This window comes from Rhodococcus sp. C-2 (assembly GCF_027854095.1).
Lineage (GTDB): Bacteria > Actinomycetota > Actinomycetes > Mycobacteriales > Mycobacteriaceae > Rhodococcus_F > Rhodococcus_F qingshengii.
In genome coordinates this window covers 482886-500628 of sequence record NZ_JAQGFI010000004.1, presented here as the reverse complement: position 1 = coordinate 500628, position 17743 = coordinate 482886, and the positions used below count along the sequence as shown (strand labels likewise).

General features: G+C 64.2%; 15 protein-coding genes. 7 read left to right on the top strand and 8 right to left on the bottom strand.

Features of this window, described 5'->3' with window-relative positions; all coding sequences use genetic code 11:
- Positions 1-64: 64 nt before the first annotated feature.
- Positions 65-1906: a dihydroxy-acid dehydratase gene (gene ilvD / locus PCS43_RS11485; RefSeq protein ID WP_007729361.1), complete on the top strand. Its 1842-nt coding sequence runs from the start codon at positions 65-67 to the stop codon at positions 1904-1906.
- Positions 1907-2674: 768 nt separating this feature from the next.
- The gene (locus PCS43_RS11480; protein ID WP_003944693.1) at positions 2675-4210 is read left to right on the top strand and encodes an amino acid permease; all 1536 of its coding nucleotides are present in this window, start codon (positions 2675-2677) and stop codon (positions 4208-4210) included.
- A gap of 69 nt (positions 4211-4279) precedes the next feature.
- Here the strand turns inward: PCS43_RS11480 and PCS43_RS11475 are convergent, their stop codons facing one another.
- Positions 4280-5107 carry a DoxX family protein gene (locus tag PCS43_RS11475; RefSeq protein ID WP_209448593.1) on the bottom strand — a complete coding sequence of 276 codons (828 nt, stop codon included), beginning with the start codon at positions 5105-5107 and terminating at the stop codon, positions 4280-4282.
- 90 nt (positions 5108-5197) lie between these two features.
- Between PCS43_RS11475 and PCS43_RS11470 the strand changes: the two genes are divergently transcribed.
- Together PCS43_RS11470 and PCS43_RS11465 are read left to right on the top strand one after the other, a co-directional pair.
- Positions 5198-6328: a PQQ-dependent sugar dehydrogenase gene (locus PCS43_RS11470; protein ID WP_209448592.1), complete on the top strand. Its 1131-nt coding sequence runs from the start codon at positions 5198-5200 to the stop codon at positions 6326-6328.
- 127 nt (positions 6329-6455) lie between these two features.
- The gene (locus PCS43_RS11465; protein WP_030535408.1) at positions 6456-7502 is read left to right on the top strand and encodes an NAD(P)-dependent alcohol dehydrogenase; all 1047 of its coding nucleotides are present in this window, start codon (positions 6456-6458) and stop codon (positions 7500-7502) included.
- A gap of 88 nt (positions 7503-7590) precedes the next feature.
- On the opposite strand, the gene gatB is transcribed toward PCS43_RS11465, so the two are convergent.
- The 4 genes from gatB to PCS43_RS11445 form a co-directional block, all read right to left on the bottom strand.
- Positions 7591-9102 carry an Asp-tRNA(Asn)/Glu-tRNA(Gln) amidotransferase subunit GatB gene (gatB, locus tag PCS43_RS11460; RefSeq protein WP_007729370.1) on the bottom strand — a complete coding sequence of 504 codons (1512 nt, stop codon included), beginning with the start codon at positions 9100-9102 and terminating at the stop codon, positions 7591-7593.
- A gap of 25 nt (positions 9103-9127) precedes the next feature.
- Positions 9128-10159, bottom strand: a complete 1032-nt coding sequence (locus PCS43_RS11455) for an ATP-dependent 6-phosphofructokinase (RefSeq protein WP_019747919.1) — start codon at positions 10157-10159, stop codon at positions 9128-9130.
- Between the two features lie 115 nt (positions 10160-10274).
- Positions 10275-10937 (bottom strand): response regulator, encoded by a 663-nt coding sequence (locus PCS43_RS11450; RefSeq protein WP_007729374.1) that lies wholly within the window; start codon positions 10935-10937, stop codon positions 10275-10277.
- 9 nt (positions 10938-10946) lie between these two features.
- Positions 10947-12221: a sensor histidine kinase gene (locus tag PCS43_RS11445; RefSeq protein ID WP_083057479.1), complete on the bottom strand. Its 1275-nt coding sequence runs from the start codon at positions 12219-12221 to the stop codon at positions 10947-10949.
- A 164-nt stretch (positions 12222-12385) separates the two neighbouring features.
- On the opposite strand from PCS43_RS11445, the gene PCS43_RS11440 reads away from it, so the two are divergent.
- Complete coding sequence (locus PCS43_RS11440) at positions 12386-13060, top strand: hypothetical protein (protein ID WP_083057481.1); 675 nt, start codon at positions 12386-12388, stop codon at positions 13058-13060.
- Positions 13057-14457, top strand: a complete 1401-nt coding sequence (locus PCS43_RS11435) for an alpha/beta-hydrolase family protein (protein WP_209908313.1) — start codon at positions 13057-13059, stop codon at positions 14455-14457. The genes PCS43_RS11440 and PCS43_RS11435 overlap by 4 nt, the downstream gene beginning before the upstream one ends.
- A 58-nt stretch (positions 14458-14515) precedes the next feature.
- Here PCS43_RS11435 and gatA read toward each other — a convergent pair whose 3' ends face one another.
- On the bottom strand, positions 14516-15994 hold the full coding sequence (gene gatA, locus PCS43_RS11430; RefSeq protein ID WP_007729384.1) for an Asp-tRNA(Asn)/Glu-tRNA(Gln) amidotransferase subunit GatA: 1479 nt from the start codon (positions 15992-15994) through the stop codon (positions 14516-14518).
- Entirely contained in the window at positions 15991-16290 is a 300-nt protein-coding gene (gene gatC / locus PCS43_RS11425; RefSeq protein ID WP_003944747.1) for an Asp-tRNA(Asn)/Glu-tRNA(Gln) amidotransferase subunit GatC, read from the bottom strand. Before gatC ends, gatA begins: the two co-directional genes overlap by 4 nt.
- A 280-nt stretch (positions 16291-16570) precedes the next feature.
- On the opposite strand from gatC, the gene PCS43_RS11420 reads away from it, so the two are divergent.
- A complete protein-coding gene (locus tag PCS43_RS11420; RefSeq protein ID WP_003944719.1) occupies positions 16571-17221 on the top strand; it encodes an amino acid-binding protein in 651 nt (216 codons plus the stop codon).
- 13 nt (positions 17222-17234) lie between these two features.
- On the opposite strand, the gene PCS43_RS11415 is transcribed toward PCS43_RS11420, so the two are convergent.
- Positions 17235-17723, bottom strand: a complete 489-nt coding sequence (locus PCS43_RS11415; RefSeq protein ID WP_003944764.1) for a GNAT family N-acetyltransferase — start codon at positions 17721-17723, stop codon at positions 17235-17237.
- Positions 17724-17743: the final 20 nt, after the last annotated feature.

Genomic DNA, 17743 nt, shown 5'->3' with positions numbered 1-17743 from the left:
TAGCGTTGAAAGGCCCTCGCTTCTATTTGAGTGGACCAGCAACGATCACATAAGGAACACGCCCATGCCCCCGTTGAGGTCACGCACCACCACCATCGGACGTAATGCTGCCGGAGCCCGATCCCTGTGGCGCGCCACAGGAATGACGGATTCCGACTTCGGAAAGCCGATCGTCGCCGTAGCGAACTCGTACACCCAGTTCGTACCCGGCCACGTGCATCTCAAGAACGTGGGCGAGATCGTTGCCGAGGCCATCAGTGCGGCCGGCGGCGTCGCTCGTGAGTTCCACACCATCGCAGTCGACGACGGCATCGCAATGGGCCACGGCGGAATGCTCTACTCGCTCCCGAGCCGCGAGATCATCGCCGACTCGGTCGAGTACATGGCAAACGCCCACACAGCCGACGCACTGGTGTGTATCTCCAACTGCGACAAGATCACTCCCGGCATGCTCAACGCTGCAATGCGTCTCAACATCCCGACCGTCTTCGTCTCCGGTGGTCCGATGGAGGCCGGTAAGGCAGTGGTCGTCGGCGGCGTGGCCCAAGCCCCCACCGACCTCATCACCGCGATCTCCGCCTCTGCCAACGATGCCGTGTCCGACGAGGGCCTCGACGAGGTCGAGCGCAGCGCGTGCCCGACATGCGGGTCCTGCTCCGGAATGTTCACCGCCAATTCCATGAACTGCCTGACGGAGGCCCTCGGCCTCGCATTGCCGGGCAACGGCTCCACGCTGGCAACTCACAAGGCTCGTCACGCACTCTTCTCTCGTGCGGGCACCACCGTGGTCGAGGCTGCCCTCAAGTACTACCGCGACGGCGACGAGTCGGTGCTGCCACGCAACATCGCGACCCCGGCAGCGTTCCGCAACGCGATGGCTCTCGACGTCGCCATGGGCGGTTCCACCAACACCGTCTTGCACACGCTGGCTGCGGCGCAGGAAGGCGAGGTCGACTTCGACCTCGACACCATCGACGCGATCAGCCGAAAGGTTCCGTGCCTGTCCAAGGTCTCTCCCAACTCGGACTACCACATGGAAGACGTCCACCGCGCCGGCGGAATCCCCGCCCTGCTCGGTGAGCTTCGCCGCGGCGGACTCCTCGAAACCGACGTGTCCACCGTGCACACCAAGAGCTTCGACCAGTGGCTCGACGACTGGGACATCCGCTCCGGCAAGGCAACCGACGAGGCAATCGAACTCTTCCACGCGGCTCCCGGCGGCGTGCGCACCATCGAACCGTTCTCCACGGACAACCGTTGGTCTGCCCTCGACACCGATGCGGCCGGCGGCTGTATCCGCGACGTCGAGAACGCCTACACCGTCGAAGGCGGCTTGGTTGTCCTGCGTGGCAACATCGCACTCGACGGCGCAATCCTCAAGACGGCCGGCATCGACGAGGAACTGTTTTCCTTCCAGGGCCCGGCGCTCGTCGTCGAATCCCAAGAAGAAGCCGTCTCGGTCATCTTGCAGAAGAAGATCAAGGCCGGCGACGTTCTCGTCGTGCGTTACGAAGGCCCCAAGGGCGGCCCCGGCATGCAGGAAATGCTGCACCCCACTGCCTTCCTCAAGGGCGCAGGCCTCGGTAAGGAATGCGCACTGATCACCGACGGTCGTTTCTCGGGCGGAACTTCCGGGCTGTCCATCGGTCACATCTCCCCCGAGGCTGCCGCAGGCGGAATCATCGGTCTCGTCCAGAACGGCGATCAGGTTCGCATCGACGTCGCCTCGCGCACGCTCGAGATCCTGGTCGACGACGACGTCCTCGCCGAGCGACGCGCGAAGATGGAGGCCTCGGAGCGCCCGTGGCAGCCGGTCGATCGTCAGCGCACCGTGACGACAGCACTGCGCGCCTACGCCGCTCTGGCAACGTCCGCCGACAAGGGCGCGGTTCGCTACGTTCCGTAAGTTCTGCCACGAATCGAAAAAGATCCCCGGCCGCCTTTCGGCCGGGGATCTTTTCTGTAAGCGTGCGTGCGGCTCGAGACGCGCGTAGCCGATGTGACAGTCACACAAGGTTTTCGGGCAGTCGGACGTGCGGCAACCAACTCAGCTCCACGAGAATGCTCGCCAACGGGCCACGGCAGAGGGTCGACAGAGTCGGGTTCATGTCACTTTGGAGAAGAACGCGGGACCGACTGCGTCCGAACACGCCGTACTTCCTCCGGTGTTGTATGAGCTTGAACCACAACCCAATCCGATCATCCCGTCGCCGACACACTCTGCCACGACGCGTGATGGACGCTCGACCGGATCCAGGTACGCGGTGGTCCTCTCGCCTGTCGCCCCGATACGGGTGAAATGGGACGTGCTGGTACAGCGACAGTGCAACTCATCGACAGCAAGACCGACCGACAGGTACCGAATAGTCGGGCGACACGCGGAGCACCAACGGAACGATATGAGCTATCAGACATTTCAGACCGAATCGCGCGTCCGGCTCGTGAGCGAATTCACTTGGACGTAGGGTTTCAGACACCAGCTGATCAATTCAGATACATGAGGGGGGATGACTTTCAGTCAGGTGATCATTTCGGTCAGTTCGAGCGAGCCGACTTGCACACGGCGCTCACCAGTGGTTCCCTCATCAGGTCGCTGAGACGCACATCACAACGACGACAGTCAGCCACCGCCCGTCACCCACAAGGTCGACGGGAAACAACCAAGGAGCAATACATGCCCGGAGTCGGCATATGGCGCACCAAATCCGTCGAGCAATCGATCGCGGACACCGACGAGCCTGAGACAAAGCTCAAGAAGGAACTGACCGCGAAGGACCTCACGGTATTCGGAGTCGCCGTCGTCATCGGCGCAGGCATCTTCACGCTGACTGCTCGAACCGCAGGCAATGTCGCAGGACCCTCCATTTCACTGGCATTCGTTCTCGCTGCCATCGCCTGTGGCCTCGCCGCGCTGTGTTACGCGGAGTTCGCCTCCACCGTCCCCGTCGCAGGCAGCGCATACACGTTCTCCTACGCCACGTTCGGGGAGTTCGCCGCCTGGATCATCGGCTGGGACCTCATTCTCGAGTTCGCTCTCGCGTCCGCCGTCGTCGGCAAGGGCTGGTCGCTGTACCTCGGCAACGTCATCGGGGCCAGCGGAAGCACCACCGCCCACATCGGTTCGATCAGCTTCGACTGGGGCGCTCTGCTCATCATCGGCGCGATCACGCTGATCCTCGCGATCGGCACCAAGGTTTCCTCGCGAGTCTCCGCAATCATCACCGCGATCAAGATCGCAGTAGTCCTGCTCGTCATCGTCGTGGGCGCGTTCTACATCAAGAAGGAGAACTACTCCCCCTTCATCCCGCCGTCCGAAGGAACCGAGAGTTCTGCAAGCGGAATCCATCAGACCTTGTTCTCCTGGCTGACCGGCGCAGGCGGAAGCAGCTACGGCGCTTACGGATTGCTCGCAGCCGCCAGCCTCGTGTTCTTTGCCTTCATCGGTTTCGACGTCGTCGCCACCACCGCCGAGGAAACCAAGAACCCGCAGAAGTCGTTGCCGCGAGGAATCTTCGGCTCGCTCGCCATCGTCACGGTTCTCTACGTTGCCGTCACGCTCGTACTGACCGGCATGGTCAAGTACACCGAACTCAAGGACGGCAGTCCGCTGGTCGGCGATTCCAGCGCCACCCTCGCAACCGCATTCGAGGCCAACGGAATCGGTTGGGCACAAACCGCCATCAACTTCGGTGGCCTGGCCGGCCTCACGACAGTTGTCATGGTCATGATGCTCGGCCAGACCCGCGTCCTCTTCGCCATGTCCCGTGACGGACTCATGCCGCGCAGCCTGGCCAAGACCAACGCCAAGGGCATCCCGATGCGCATCACGTTGATCGTCGGTGGCATCGTCGCCGTCCTGGCAGCCTTCTTCCCGATGGGCACGCTCGAAGAGATGGTCAACATCGGAACGCTGTTCGCCTTCGTCCTGGTTTGTGTCGGTGTCATCGTCCTTCGCCGCACCCGCCCCGACCTGCCGCGCGGATTCCGCGTCCCGCTGGTGCCGTTCGTTCCGATCGTCGCCGTGCTCGCCTGCGGTTGGCTGATGCTCAACCTCTCGGTCGAGACCTGGATCCGGTTCCTCGTATGGATGGCCATCGGTGTGCTCGTGTACTTCGCCTACGGTCACCGCAAGTCGGTCCTCGGTCGCAAACTCAAGGACGGAACCGCCATCCCGTCCGCGAACGCCGACCCGGTACTCGTCAAGGACTGATCCTTCATAAACAAACCGCCGCTCTCCGATTAGGAGAGCGGCGGTTCGTTTTGTTCGACGGCGCGAGTATCAGATGAGCGGATTGGCACCGTTCAGGAAGATCCAGGTGCAGACGCCGGCAGCGATACCGAGGATCAAAACCACGAGCGATCCGATAAACGGACGAGTTGCCCAGCCACGACGACCGTCGAGCGCAATACGACCTGGTCCCGTCAAAATGATGACGCCCGCACAGATTCCGAGCAGCATCTCGTACTCGGTCCCGGCCGGGGCGAAGTACTCCAGGCCGGGTGCGCTCGCCTGACGCAGCGCCCACGCATTGATCATCACCGCCAGAACCGACGCTGCCGCAACGGGAGTCAGCAACCCGAGGATCAGGAGTGCGCCACCTGCGACTTCACCGACGGCGCCGAGTATCGCCATCCACTTCGCCTGATGGAACCCGGCGTCCGCCAGCATCGACTCGAACCCGTTCAGCCCCGGCCCGTTCCAGATACCGGTCAACTTCTGCAGACCGTGCACCAACGCAGTTCCACCGACGGCCAATCGCAGTGCAAGCAACCCGAGGTCGAGAGTGCCTCGGCCCCGCGGAGACTCAGTTGTACCTGCCACGGCTTCGGCGGTGGGGACGGCGGCGATCGGAGCGTCGTACGCCGTCTCACGCTCGAGAGCCACGGTCGGCTGATCCGCGCCAGGTGCTCGGTATGTCGGTATCTGTTCGGTCAGGGAGTTGGCGTTCGTGGAACCGAAATCGAGATCGTCGTCGGTCCGCGGCAACGGATTCTTGGCGCTCACCGTCGGAAATTTTTCGGTGGGCGAATCATACGGACTGGACACATTGCCCGTCGGCTTGTCCGCATCCGACAACTCGCTGGGATCTTTTCGCTCGTCAGTCACGTAGGTGAGCCTATGACCGATTCACGAACTCGACGGGGAACCTTGGTCCGGCGTGGCGGCATCTGCCGTGCATTGCGTAACGTCTTGGGCATGACTACGGGTAGGCATGCAGCGCTGGGCGCACTGGCGCTGGTGCTCGGGACATCGTTGCTCGCAGGTTGCGCCGACTTCGACGAATCGACTGCCTCGCCGTTCACACCCGAACCGACCAACCAGGCCAGCGCGGAAGTACAGCCGGAGAACCCGCCGCCGTCGACCACGCCGCCGGCGCCGCGGACCGGCCCCCTCGGACCGTGTCAGGATGCCGACACCGCCGTGATCGCAACCTGTCTCGACACCACGGGTGGGCTCGTCACACTCCCGGACGGGAACTCCGGACTGGTTGCCGAACGGCGGACCGGCCGGATCATGCAGGTAGCTCCCAACACGACACCGGTCGAGGTAGCCAAGATCGACGTCGACGGCAGCGGTGACGGCGGCCTGCTCGACATCGCACTCTCCCCCACGTTTGTCGAAGACAACCTGATCTATGCCTACGTCACCACCGGAACGGACAACCGGGTGGTCCGCATCGCTCCGGGTGACACCGCCAAGGAAGTACTCGGTGGAATCCCGCGCGGCGCGAGCGGCAACGGCGGGTCACTGGAGTTCGCGGCCCCGGACCAGCTCATGGTTCTGACAGGCGATACCGGAAACCCCGCGGTTGCTCAGGATCCCGCCTCGTTGGCGGGGAAACTCTTGCGGGTCCGATCGCTGACACCCAACGCTGCGCCGCCTCGCCCGGAAGTTGTTCTGTCCGGAATCGGAAACGGCGGCGGCGTGTGCGTCGATCCGGGAATCGCGACGTGGGTCACGGACCGAACCACTCTCGAGGATCGCCTCCAACGCGTCGGCGCCGACGGCACGGTGACATCCCCCGCGTGGACGTGGCCCGACCGACCCGGAGTCGGCGGGTGCATCGCGGCGCAGGGAGTGGTAGCTGTCGCGCTGGGGGCCGGCAAAGCGATCTCGGCGCTGGCCGCAGATCCAGGAACAGGTGCCGTCACGACCGCGCCGTCGGCAGTGGCGAAAGACACGTACGGCCAGCTGGGCGGTTTGGCACTCGGATCCGACGGTTTGATGTGGGCGAGCACGATAAACAAAACCGCGGGCGAGCCGGGTCCGAACGACGACAAGGTGGTCAAGATCCAGATGCCGAGTGGCAGCGGCGGGATCGACTGAGCCGCCATGTCTGTTCGGTCACGGATCCCGTGACCGAACATGCACAGATGCGTACTCTTTTGTTAGCGGGGCTAAACACCACGCATTTGCCAGGACCGGTTGGCCCAACCACGACAAAGGAGTCGGTATGAAGGCAATCCAGTACACGAGAATCGGCGCAGAACCCGAACTCACGGAGATTCCCAAACCCGAGCCCGGTCCAGGTGAAGTGCTCCTGGAAGTCACCGCTGCCGGCGTCTGCCACTCGGACGACTTCATCATGAGCCTGCCCGAGGAGCAGTACACCTACGGCCTTCCTCTCACGCTCGGCCACGAGGGCGCCGGCCGGGTCGCCGCCGTCGGCGAGGGCGTCGAAGGGCTCGACATCGGAACCAATGTCGTCGTCTACGGACCCTGGGGCTGTGGCAGCTGTTGGCACTGCTCGCAAGGACTCGAAAACTACTGTTCTCGAGCAAAAGAACTCGGCATCAATCCTCCTGGTCTCGGTGCACCCGGCGCGTTGGCCGAATTCATGATCGTCGATTCACCTCGCCACCTCGTCCCGATCGGCGACCTCGATCCGGTCAAGACGGTGCCGCTGACCGACGCCGGTCTGACTCCGTATCACGCGATCAAGCGTTCACTGCCGAAACTTCGCGGTGGCTCGTACGCCGTCGTCATCGGTACCGGCGGTCTCGGCCATGTCGCCATCCAACTCCTCCGCCACCTCTCGGCAGCAACCGTCATCGCACTCGACGTGAGCGCGGACAAGCTCGAACTGGCAACCAAGGTAGGCGCTCACGAAGTGGTTCTGTCCGACAAGGACGCGGCCGAGAACGTCCGCAGTATCACCGGAAGTCAGGGCGCCGCACTGGTTCTCGACTTCGTCGGCTATCAGCCCACCATCGACACCGCGATGGCTGTCGCCGGCGTCGGATCGGACGTCACTATCGTCGGGATCGGCGACGGGCAGGCCCATGCCAAAGTCGGGTTCTTCCAAAGTCCTTACGAGGCTTCTGTGACTGTTCCGTACTGGGGTGCCCGCAACGAGCTGATCGAATTGATCGACCTGGCGCACGCCGGCATCTTCGACATCGCGGTGGAGACCTTCAGTCTCGACAACGGCGCCGAAGCGTATCGACGACTGGCCGCCGGAACGCTCAGCGGCCGCGCGGTTGTGGTCCCTGGTCTGTAGACCGACAGCGGCAAAACGACAGCGAAAAACACTGATGCCCGGCCGAATTCGATTCGGCCGGGCATCAGTGTCAGAAATTCAGTGTGCGCTAGCTGCACGCCTCGATGACAAGTTCCTTCACACGAGCCGCGTCTGCCTGTCCACGAGTGGCCTTCATGACGTCGCCGACGATCTTTCCGGCGGCCTGCACCTTGCCACTGCGAATCTTGTCCGCGATGTCGGGGTTCGCTGCGAGCGCTTCGTCGACGGCTGCCTTGAGCTTGGTTTCGTCACGTTCGACGACCAACTCCGGGTGGGCCGCGACAACCTGCTCCGGGTCACCCTCGCCGTCGAGGACGTGATCGACGACCTGGCGAGCCACTTTGTTGTTGAGCTTGCCGCTGTCGATGAGAGCTACGACCTGGGCAACCTGCGCCGGGGTGATCGGCAGAGCGCCGAGTTCGACGCCACGGGTGTTCGCCTGCTGTGACAGGTAGGACAGCCACCAGGAGCGCGCTGCCTCGGGCGAAGCACCGGCCTCGGTGGTCGCGATCACCAGATCGATGGCACCGGCGTTGACGAGGTCGCGCATGACCTCGTCGGAGATTCCCCAGTCCTTCTGGATCCGCGCACGGCGAATCCAGGGAAGCTCCGGCAAGGTACCGCGCAGTTCTTCGACCCACTCGGCGCTCGGAGCGACGGGCTCGAGATCCGGTTCCGGGAAGTAGCGGTAGTCCTCGGCCGTTTCCTTCCGGCGTCCCGCTGCGGTGGTGCCGTCGCCTTCCTGGAAATGGCGGGTCTCCTGGATGACCTCACCGCCGGCGTCGAGAACTGCTGCCTGACGGCGCATTTCGTAGCGAACTGCGACCTCGACGCTCTTGAGGGAGTTGACGTTCTTGGTCTCGGTGCGGGTCCCCAGTTCGGTGGAACCGATCGGCATGAGGGAGATGTTGGCGTCGCAGCGCATCGATCCCTGGTCCATGCGGACGTCGGAGACGTCGAGGGACTTCAGCAGATCACGAAGCGCCGTGACGTACGCGCGAGCAACCTCGGGGGCGCGCTCACCGGCACCGTGGATGGTCTTGGTGACGATCTCCACCAAGGGAACGCCCGCACGGTTGTAGTCGAGCAGCGAATGGCTGGCACCGTGAATACGACCGGTAGCGCCACCCACGTGGAGGGACTTACCGGTGTCCTCCTCCATGTGGGCGCGCTCGATCTCGACGCGCCACGTCGTGCCGTCGTCGAGGATCACGTCGAGGTATCCCTCGGTTGCGATCGGCTCGTCGTACTGGGAGATCTGGTAGTTCTTCGGCTGATCCGGGTAGAAGTAGTTCTTGCGTGCGAATCGGCCCCACGGCGTGATGGAGCAGTTGAGCGCAAGGCCGATCCGGATCGCGGACTCGACAGCGGCTGCGTTCACCACCGGCAACGAACCGGGCATGCCCAGACAGACCGGGCACACCTGGGTATTGGGTTCGGCACCGAACTCGGTGGGGCACGGGCAGAACATCTTGGTCGCGGTGCCGAGTTCTACGTGCACCTCCATACCCATCACAGGCTCGTACTTGGTCAGTACTTCGTCGTAATCGAGGATGTCGGGCGCATCGACAGCAGTCATGGTGATCAGTTTATGCGTCTGCGGCTCAGCCGAAGAATGCGGCTGCCTCCTCGTAGCGCTCCTTGGGCACCGTCTTGAGTTTGCGGGTCGCCTCGGCGAGCGGAACGAGGTCGATGGACGTTCCGTGCAACGCGACCATCTGACCGAAATCTCCGCGGTGAGCTGCATCGGTGGCATGAACGCCGAAGCGAGTGGCGAGGATGCGGTCGTGCGGCGTCGGGGTGCCACCGCGCTGAATGTGCCCGAGGACGGTGGTGCGAACTTCCTTGCCGATCCGGCGCTCGATCTCGTTTCCGAGCTGCTGCGCGACACCGGTGAAGATCTTGTGGCCGAACTCGTCTATGCCACCTTCGCGCAGGGTCATCGACGCGGGATCGGGCATCGCACCTTCAGCCACGACGCAGATGAAGTGGGAGTCGCCACGCTGGAAGCGCTTCTTGACCATCGCGCACACCTCGTCGACGTCGAACGGCTGTTCCGGAACCAGAGTCAGGTGTGCCCCCGACGCCAGTCCGGCCTGCAGCGCGATCCAGCCCGCATGCCGGCCCATGACCTCGACGAGCATGACGCGCTGGTGCGATTCGGCCGTGGTGTGGAGCCTGTCAATGGCGTCGGTGGCGACAGCCAAGGCGGTGTCGAAACCGAAAGTCACGTCAGTGCAGTCGATGTCGTTGTCGATCGTCTTGGGCACACCGATCACGGGTACGCCACTCTCGGAAAGCCAACTGGCCGCGGTGAGAGTGCCTTCGCCGCCGATCGGGATCAGGACGTCGATCCCGTTGTCGTCGAGAGTCTGCTTGATCTGATCGAGGCCCGCACGGAGTTTGTCGGGGTTCACGCGAGCGGTGCCGAGGATCGTGCCGCCGCGGGTGAGGATGCGGTTGATGCGGTCATCGGAGTCGAGCGGGACCTTGCGGTCCTCGAGCAATCCTCGCCAGCCGTCCCGGAATCCGACCACGGTACTGCCGTAACGACCGGCCGACGTACGTACGACGGCGCGGATGACCGCGTTCAAGCCCGGGCAGTCGCCGCCGCCCGTGAGGATTCCGATTCGCATAGTGCAGCACCTCTCGTGACCGGATTGTGGATCTTGGTGTCCATCTTCCCCCAGTCACCGTATTGCCGCAGGATAGCGGCGTTGCCGAGCCGCAACGCCGAGCCGCACGGGATCACTAACCTGGCGTGACGAGCCCGCTTTCGTACGCCAACACGACTGCCTGGGCGCGATCGCGCAGATCGAGCTTCGACAGCACCTTACCGACATGGGTCTTGACGGTCTGCTCGGCGACGAACAGCCGCTCGGCGATCTCGACGTTGGACAATCCGCGGGCGATCAGTTCGAGTACCTCGCGCTCACGCGGGGTCAGGGCGTCCAGCGCTGCGGGCCGTGCGCGCGGGGCCGCCCGCCGGCTGGTCACATCGGCAATCAGACGCCGAGTCACCGTCGGCGCCAGCAAAGCCTGCCCTTCGGCAACGACGCGTACCGCCCGAATCAGCTCCTCAGCCGGTGCGTCCTTGAGCATGAAACCGCTCGCTCCGACGCTCAGGGCCTCGTAGACGTAGTCGTCGATGTCGAAAGTGGTGAGCATGAGGACTCGCACCGGTGGTTCCCATCCGGCGGACAGAATCTGGCGGGCAGCGTCGAGTCCGTTCATCTCGGGCATGCGAACATCCATCAAGACCACATCCGGACGCAATCGCGCGACCTCGGCGACGGCGATCTTGCCGTCCGGCGCATCGCCGATCACGCTGATGTCGGGCTGGGCGGAGAGTAGGGCTCCGAACCCTTGTCGAACCATCGCCTGGTCGTCTGCGATGAATACTGTGATGGGCACTCGGACAGCCTAGGCGGGCATCGACGGCAACTCGGCCCGGACCTCGAATCCTCCGTCCTGTCGCCGGTTTGCCAGCAGCATGCCGCCCACCGCCGAAGCCCGCTCTCGCATTCCGCGGATTCCGTTGCCACCAGTGGTTTCCGACGCCGAGTGCTGATTGCCACCCAATGGCGAAGGTCCGTTGTTCACGAGCGCGCTCACCGATTGCGGACCGAAGGCCACGGCGACCTCGATGGGTCCGCCTGGCGAATGCCTGGCCGCGTTGGTGATCGACTCCTGAATGATCCGGTAGAGCGCAAGGCCCGTGGATTCCGAGACCGACGCTCGATCACCGTCGACTCGCCACGACACCGGCAAACCGGCACGGGTACTGCCGAGCAACAGTTCGTCCAACTGGTCGACGCCCGGTTGCGGAGCTGTCACCATGTGGTCCCCGTCGCTGCGCAGGACTCCGAGGAGGCCGCGGATCTCGTTGAGCGCTGCTCGCCCTGTCTCACTTATCGATTCGAATTCGGTTCGGATCTCCGGAGTGACTGCATCGAGTCTGTACGGCGCACTCTGAGCTTGCACGACCACCATCGACATGTGGTGGGCCACGATGTCGTGCAAGTCGCGGGCGATCCGCGCCTTCTCCTCGAGGATCGTGCGTCGAGTGCGTTCGAGTTCACTGACTTCCTCCTGCTTGGCCAACTGGCGGCGCGAGAGGACCAACCAGCGGATCAACAGGCAGAAGACGACCAGTGCACTCAGCCCGACAGCCCAACCGGCGCCGTCGCTTCCCGGGGCGTTGCCGAGGAAGAGCAGCACCGTGGCGATCCAGGCGACACCGACAACCTGAATGGGCGCCCGCAGACTCACTGCGGCCAGCAACGACATCAGCACGATGATGTGGACGACCTGCCACGGGTAGTCGTAACCGGGAGTGTTGTCGAACACCAACGGGATGATCAACGCCGAGACCGCCGACACCGCCCACCCCAACGGAGCGTTGATCCGGATCAGGACGAACGGAAATGCAGCCAACGCGGCGACGAAGGGCATGATCGGCGGCGAAACATGATGCGTCAGTTGCAGTGTCGGCCAGGCAATCGAATAGAGGATCAGAGTGATCGCTACGATGACGATGTTCCAGAACTGACCGCGGGCCACGAAACTGGTTGCCCGGCGCACTTTCTCCGAATGAACGACCGCCCCGTCGAGGCCGGACAGCATCGACCCGGCGGTGGCGTATGTCGGCGTGGGCACATCCGGTGCACCCTTGTTCTTCCTACGGACCTTGATCACTCGTCAAGCCTATGAAGGCGAACCCCGAAAGTCCTCATACTGCAGAGTGAGATCCCCCTACCTCCGAGGTATCACAGGGGAGGGAATTCTCACCCGAATGCGCGTCGGAGAACCCCTCCACAGAGCGATGACCGTCAGGATTGTCCGTTCATAGCGTGAACGGCATGCGGATCACACGGGTGAAAGACATCTCTCGAAGCGCCGGCACCTGGGCTGCCCTGGCGCTGGCTGCAACGGCAGCGATCACGGTCACTGCCGGAGCGAGCGGAGCCCAGTCGCCGCGCACCGAGAATTCGAACGCATCCAGGGCGATCGCCACCGTGACTACTGCGGATGCCTCTGACGCTGCGACCACCATCCCGGCGGACTTTGCGGCATTCGCCGGTTACACCCCCGCCGTCGTCGACGGATACCTCGCCAATCCCCACGGCGACTGCTCGTCGCCGGTCCCACTTCCCGACGAATTCGACTCGGCCTGCAAAGCGCACGATCTCGGCTACGACCTACTCCGCTACGCGCATTCGCACGGAACGGAACTGGGGCCGTGGGCACGTCAGGTCCTCGACGGTCAGCTCGACCAGCGAATGCATGCCGCGTGTGAAGACCGCACGTCCTTTCTCTCACGAGGGTATTGCTTCGCGATGGCCGATGTAGCCGTCACGGCTGTGAACGGAAACTCCTGGCGCCAAAGCTATCTGACGCCGGTCGCGGAATCGGGATTCGGTTACGGCACGGCCGGTGTTCTGGCAGTCTCCGCCTTCGGCTTCACCCTGATGCGATCGCGGCGCCTCGACCCGTCGAACGAGTTCTCCTACTCCCCGAAAGCGATTGCAGCATGAGCGTTCTGAATGCGTCACGGACCCCCGTCCTCGCCCGAGTCGGGGCGCTCGCACTCCCCCGCGTGTCCACGAGCGTCGCCGTGGCAGCGATGTCCGCCATCTCGCTGGCTCCCGGACTCCTGCCGCGATCAGCCGTACTACAAGGGGTGTTCAGCGGTCTGCTCGTCGCGGCCGGACTACTGGCGATGTGGGCGTTCTCCGCGGTAGCCCGTCGGCTCGTCCCCGACCGGGTCAAGGCCCGATTCGACGAACGTCATTGGCGCATCACCGCGTTCGGGTTGTCGACTGCCGGCACCGCAGTTGCGATGTTCGCCGCCGCCGGTTGGCAGAACTCGTTGCGAGCGGCGATGGGCGCACCGTCTGCCGGACTTCTCCACTGGGCGGAGGCGGGTTGCATTTCAGCACTGACCGCACTTGGTCTCTGGGGCATCGGGATCGGAATTTCGAAGGCGCTGCGGTGGATGGGTTTCGCGCGGAGCGTCGGCGCACTGGTCATGGGTATTCTCGGGGTGCAGTTGATAGTCGGTCCCGTCGTGTGGAACGGCCTCGCCGATTCGTTCGACAAGTCCAACGCGTACATCGACACTGCTCTGACACAGCCACTTTCGGCCTCTGTGTCAGGCAGCCCCGAATCTCTCATCTCGTGGACGTCGATGGGGGCGGAGGGACGCAAATTCGTCGCAGCAGGCGAAGACTCGGTGCGTGTCTACGCCGGTTTGGATTCGGCACCCGACACTGCATCACGTGCCGCTCTCGCGGTGAGCGAACTCGATCGCGTCGGCGGCTTTGCCCGCAACAGCGTCGTAGTGGCCGTTCCGACCGGATCGGGGTGGATCGACACGCATGCAGTCGACGGTATCGAGCAACGGTTCGGCGGCGACGTCGCAATAGTCGGGCAGCAATACTCCGACGCACCCAGTTGGGCGACATTCCTGTTCAGCCGCGACGACGCCGAAGAATCGGCAACCGCTCTGTTCACCGCCGTCGGCAGCCACATTGCCGCTATGCCCGCCGAGGATCGACCGGACCTGTTCCTCTACGGACAGAGCCTCGGCGCCGTCGGCGGCAGCGCCGCACTGACCGAGGCTTTGTCCGAGGGCAGTCCCACCACCGCGTGCGACGTGTTGTGGGCCGGTCCCCCGGCGGGCGCGACACGAACGGACGGCGCAACCGTCCTCGCGAACACTTCCGACCCGGTGGTGTGGTGGTCACCTGCCCTCGCGACACAGAAACCGGATCTGAGCCGTGCCGTGCAAGATGCACCGATCCCGCAGTGGATCCCGGGTGTCACGTTCTTGCAGACCACCGTCGACATGCTCGGTTCGCTCGGTGTCCCCGCCGGTCACGGCCATCGCTACGGAACCGATCAGGGGACGGCCCTGAGAACTTGCTCCTGAAACTGCTGTGCGCCTTTATTAACCGCGGGGGGGTTGATAAAGGCGCACAGCAAACAGGTCAGACTGCAGTCGCGATCGGGCCGCGTGCAGCTTCGTAGGCCGCACCGACACGGTAGAGGCGCTCGTCAGCCATGGCGGGCGCCATGATCTGCAAGCCCACCGGCAGGTTGTCGTCCGCGGACAGACCCGATGGGACCGACATCGCGCAGTGTCCGGCCAGGTTGGTCGGCAGCGTGCACAGGTCGGAGAGGTACATGGCCAACGGATCGCCGACCTTCTCCCCCAACTTCCACGGCGTGAACGGGCTGGTCGGCGAGACCAGTACGTCCACCTTCTCGTAGGCCTTGTCGAAATCGCGCGCGATGAGCGTACGGACCTTGAGCGCCGAACCGTAGTAGGCGTCGTAGTAGCCCGAGGACAGTGCGTAGGTACCGATCATGATGCGGCGCTTGACCTCCGGACCGAAACCGGCGGCGCGGGTTGCCGCCATGACCTGGTCGGCACTCATGTTGCCGTCGTCGACACGCAGTCCGTAGCGCATCGCGTCGAAGCGGGCCAGGTTGGACGAGACCTCACTGGGCAGCACCAGATAGTACGACGCGAGCGCGTGCTCGAAGCTCGGGCACGAGACCTCGACAACCTCGGCACCGAGTGCCTTGAGCTGCTCGACGGCAGCATCGAAGGAAGCGATGACGCCTGGCTGGTAGCTGTCGGAGTGAAGTTCCTTGACCACACCGACTTTGACGCCGCGCAGGTCGCCGGCTGCACCTTCACGTGCCGCAGCGACCACCGGACGCACGGGGGCGTCGATGGACGTGGAGTCACGCGGATCGTGCCCGGCGATGACCTCGTGCAGCAGAGCGGTGTCGAGCACGGTGCGGCCACAGGGACCGCCCTGATCGAGCGAGGAGGCGCACGCGACGAGTCCGAAGCGTGAGACAGTTCCGTACGTCGGCTTGGTGCCGACCGTTGCGGTGACCGCAGCGGGCTGACGGATCGAACCGCCGGTGTCAGTGCCGATGGCCAGCGGGGCCTGACGGGACGCGAGCGCCGCTGCACTACCGCCGCCCGAGCCACCGGGGATGCGGGTGACGTCCCACGGGTTACGCGTCGGGCCGAAGGCCGAGTTCTCGGTCGAAGAGCCCATCGCGAACTCGTCGAGGTTCGTCTTGCCGAGGATCGGGATGCCGGCAGCGCGCAGCTTGGAGGTCAGAGTCGCGTCGTACGGCGCGACCCAGCCTTCGAGAATCTTCGACGCACAGGTGGTCGGCATGTCCGTCGTGGTGAAGATGTCCTTCAACGCGATCGGAACGCCGGCGAGTGCCGAGGCGGGTTCGTTTCCGCCTGCGAGCGAGTTGTCCACTGCTGCGGCGGCTTCGAGAGCCTGTTCGCCTGCAACGTGCAGGAAGGCGTGGTACTCGGTGTCGACGGCCGCGATGCGGTCGAGATGCGCCTGCGTGACCTCTACCGAGGACACCTCACGCGAGTGGATCTTGCCGGCCAGCTCAGCGGCGTCCAGCGTGGTCAGATCGGTCATTCGCCCTCTCCAAGGATCTGCGGAACCGCAAAGCGATCCTGTTCGACTGCGGGTGCTCCGGACAATGCCTGCTCGGGGGTCAACCCGGGCACGATCACGTCGGGGCGCGTCACGTTGGTGACGGCATTGGGATTCGCCATGGGCGGGACGTCGTCGGCCGCAACCTCGGTGACCACCTTGACGTGGTTGAGAATCGAATCCAACTGACCGGCGAACTCGTCGAGTTCGGCATCGGACAGGGCGAGTCTGGACAGCCGCGCGAGGTGCGCGACCTCGTCACGGGAGATGGCAGGCACCGCGGGGCCCCTTTCGGAAGAGGACGTGAACATTGCCGGTCCAGCCTAGTTGCTCGCCGCGACAGACCTGTAAGCACGCCTGCTGTATCGAACGACGAGCACGCTCACTGTGTCGATCGCCACGCCGGATGCCCGCGGTGTGTTTCGCTCGTGTGACAAGCATGTGCATCCGGCGTGACGCCGCCGCGGCGCCCACCATCGCAGGTTGGGCAAGTGCAAAGATGAGTCAGGCCCGGGTCGACGTGATCCGGGCGAGAACCGATCAGCGAAAGGCACGCACGTGTCGTACCTGCTTCGCGTCCAACTGCCCGATCGACCAGGCAGCCTCGGCGCGCTCGCCGTAGCTCTCGGATCCGTGGGCGCAGACATCCTCTCCCTCGACGTCGTGGAACGAGGTGACGGTTTTGCCATCGACGACCTCGTGGTCGACGTCGAACCGGGCGCGCTGCCCGACACCTTGATCACCGCTGCCGAGCATCTACCGGACGTGCTGGTCGATTCGATCCGCCCCTACGCCGGGATTCTCGACACTCACCGCGAGCTCGAACTCATAGATTCCGTTGCGACGGCCCGAAACGATCGACTACAGGTCCTCGTCGACGGCGCGCCGCGTGTACTGCGAGTCGGCTGGTGCGTCGTCGCGGACATCGGCAAGCACGGTGCGTACCGCGTCGTCGGTAGCGCCGGCGCGCCGGAAACCCACGCCACCGACATTCCGTGGATGCCACTGGACAAGCCCACCGCCCTCGACGGCGAGGCCGACTGGGTTCCGGACGTATGGCGCGACATGAACACCAGCCTCGCTGCCGCACCTCTCGGCTCCGGCAATCGAGTCCTCATGCTCGGTCGTCCCGGTGGGCCCGAATTCCGCCCTTCGGAGATAGCCCGCCTCGGCTACCTCGCAGGAATCGTGGCGACGGTACTGGGTTGACCAGGCTGGCTGATCAGGCCAGGCCGCGAACCATGACGGTCAGTTCCATACCGCGAATCGGCTCCCACGCCCGCTCGGGATCGGGGACGAAACCGTTGCGGTCGTAGATACGACGGGCATCGACCATCTCGGGCTGCGTCGAGATGACCACCGAGTGATCGCCGCGGTCGTAGGCTTCGGCGATCACTGCGCGAACCAATGCGGTTCCGGCGCCCGATCCCCGAGCTTGCGGCGAGACTGCGAGCATGCGGAACTCGAGTTCGCCCTTCTGCGCAACATCCGCGAAGGGCGTGCCGGGTTCTGCGATCGTCAACGAGCCCACGACTTCGTCACCGAGAACCGCAACCAGCACCCGGCCCTGCTCCACCCGAGTTGCGGTGTCTCGCAGGCGCTCCGCGTACGGCGATCCGCCGGCGACAAATCCGCCACCCACGTACGACTGCACAGTCAGCTCCCCGACGGTCTCGAACTCAGCCGGTAGAACTTCACGAATCTCGATCATGGCGTCACTATCGCACCCAG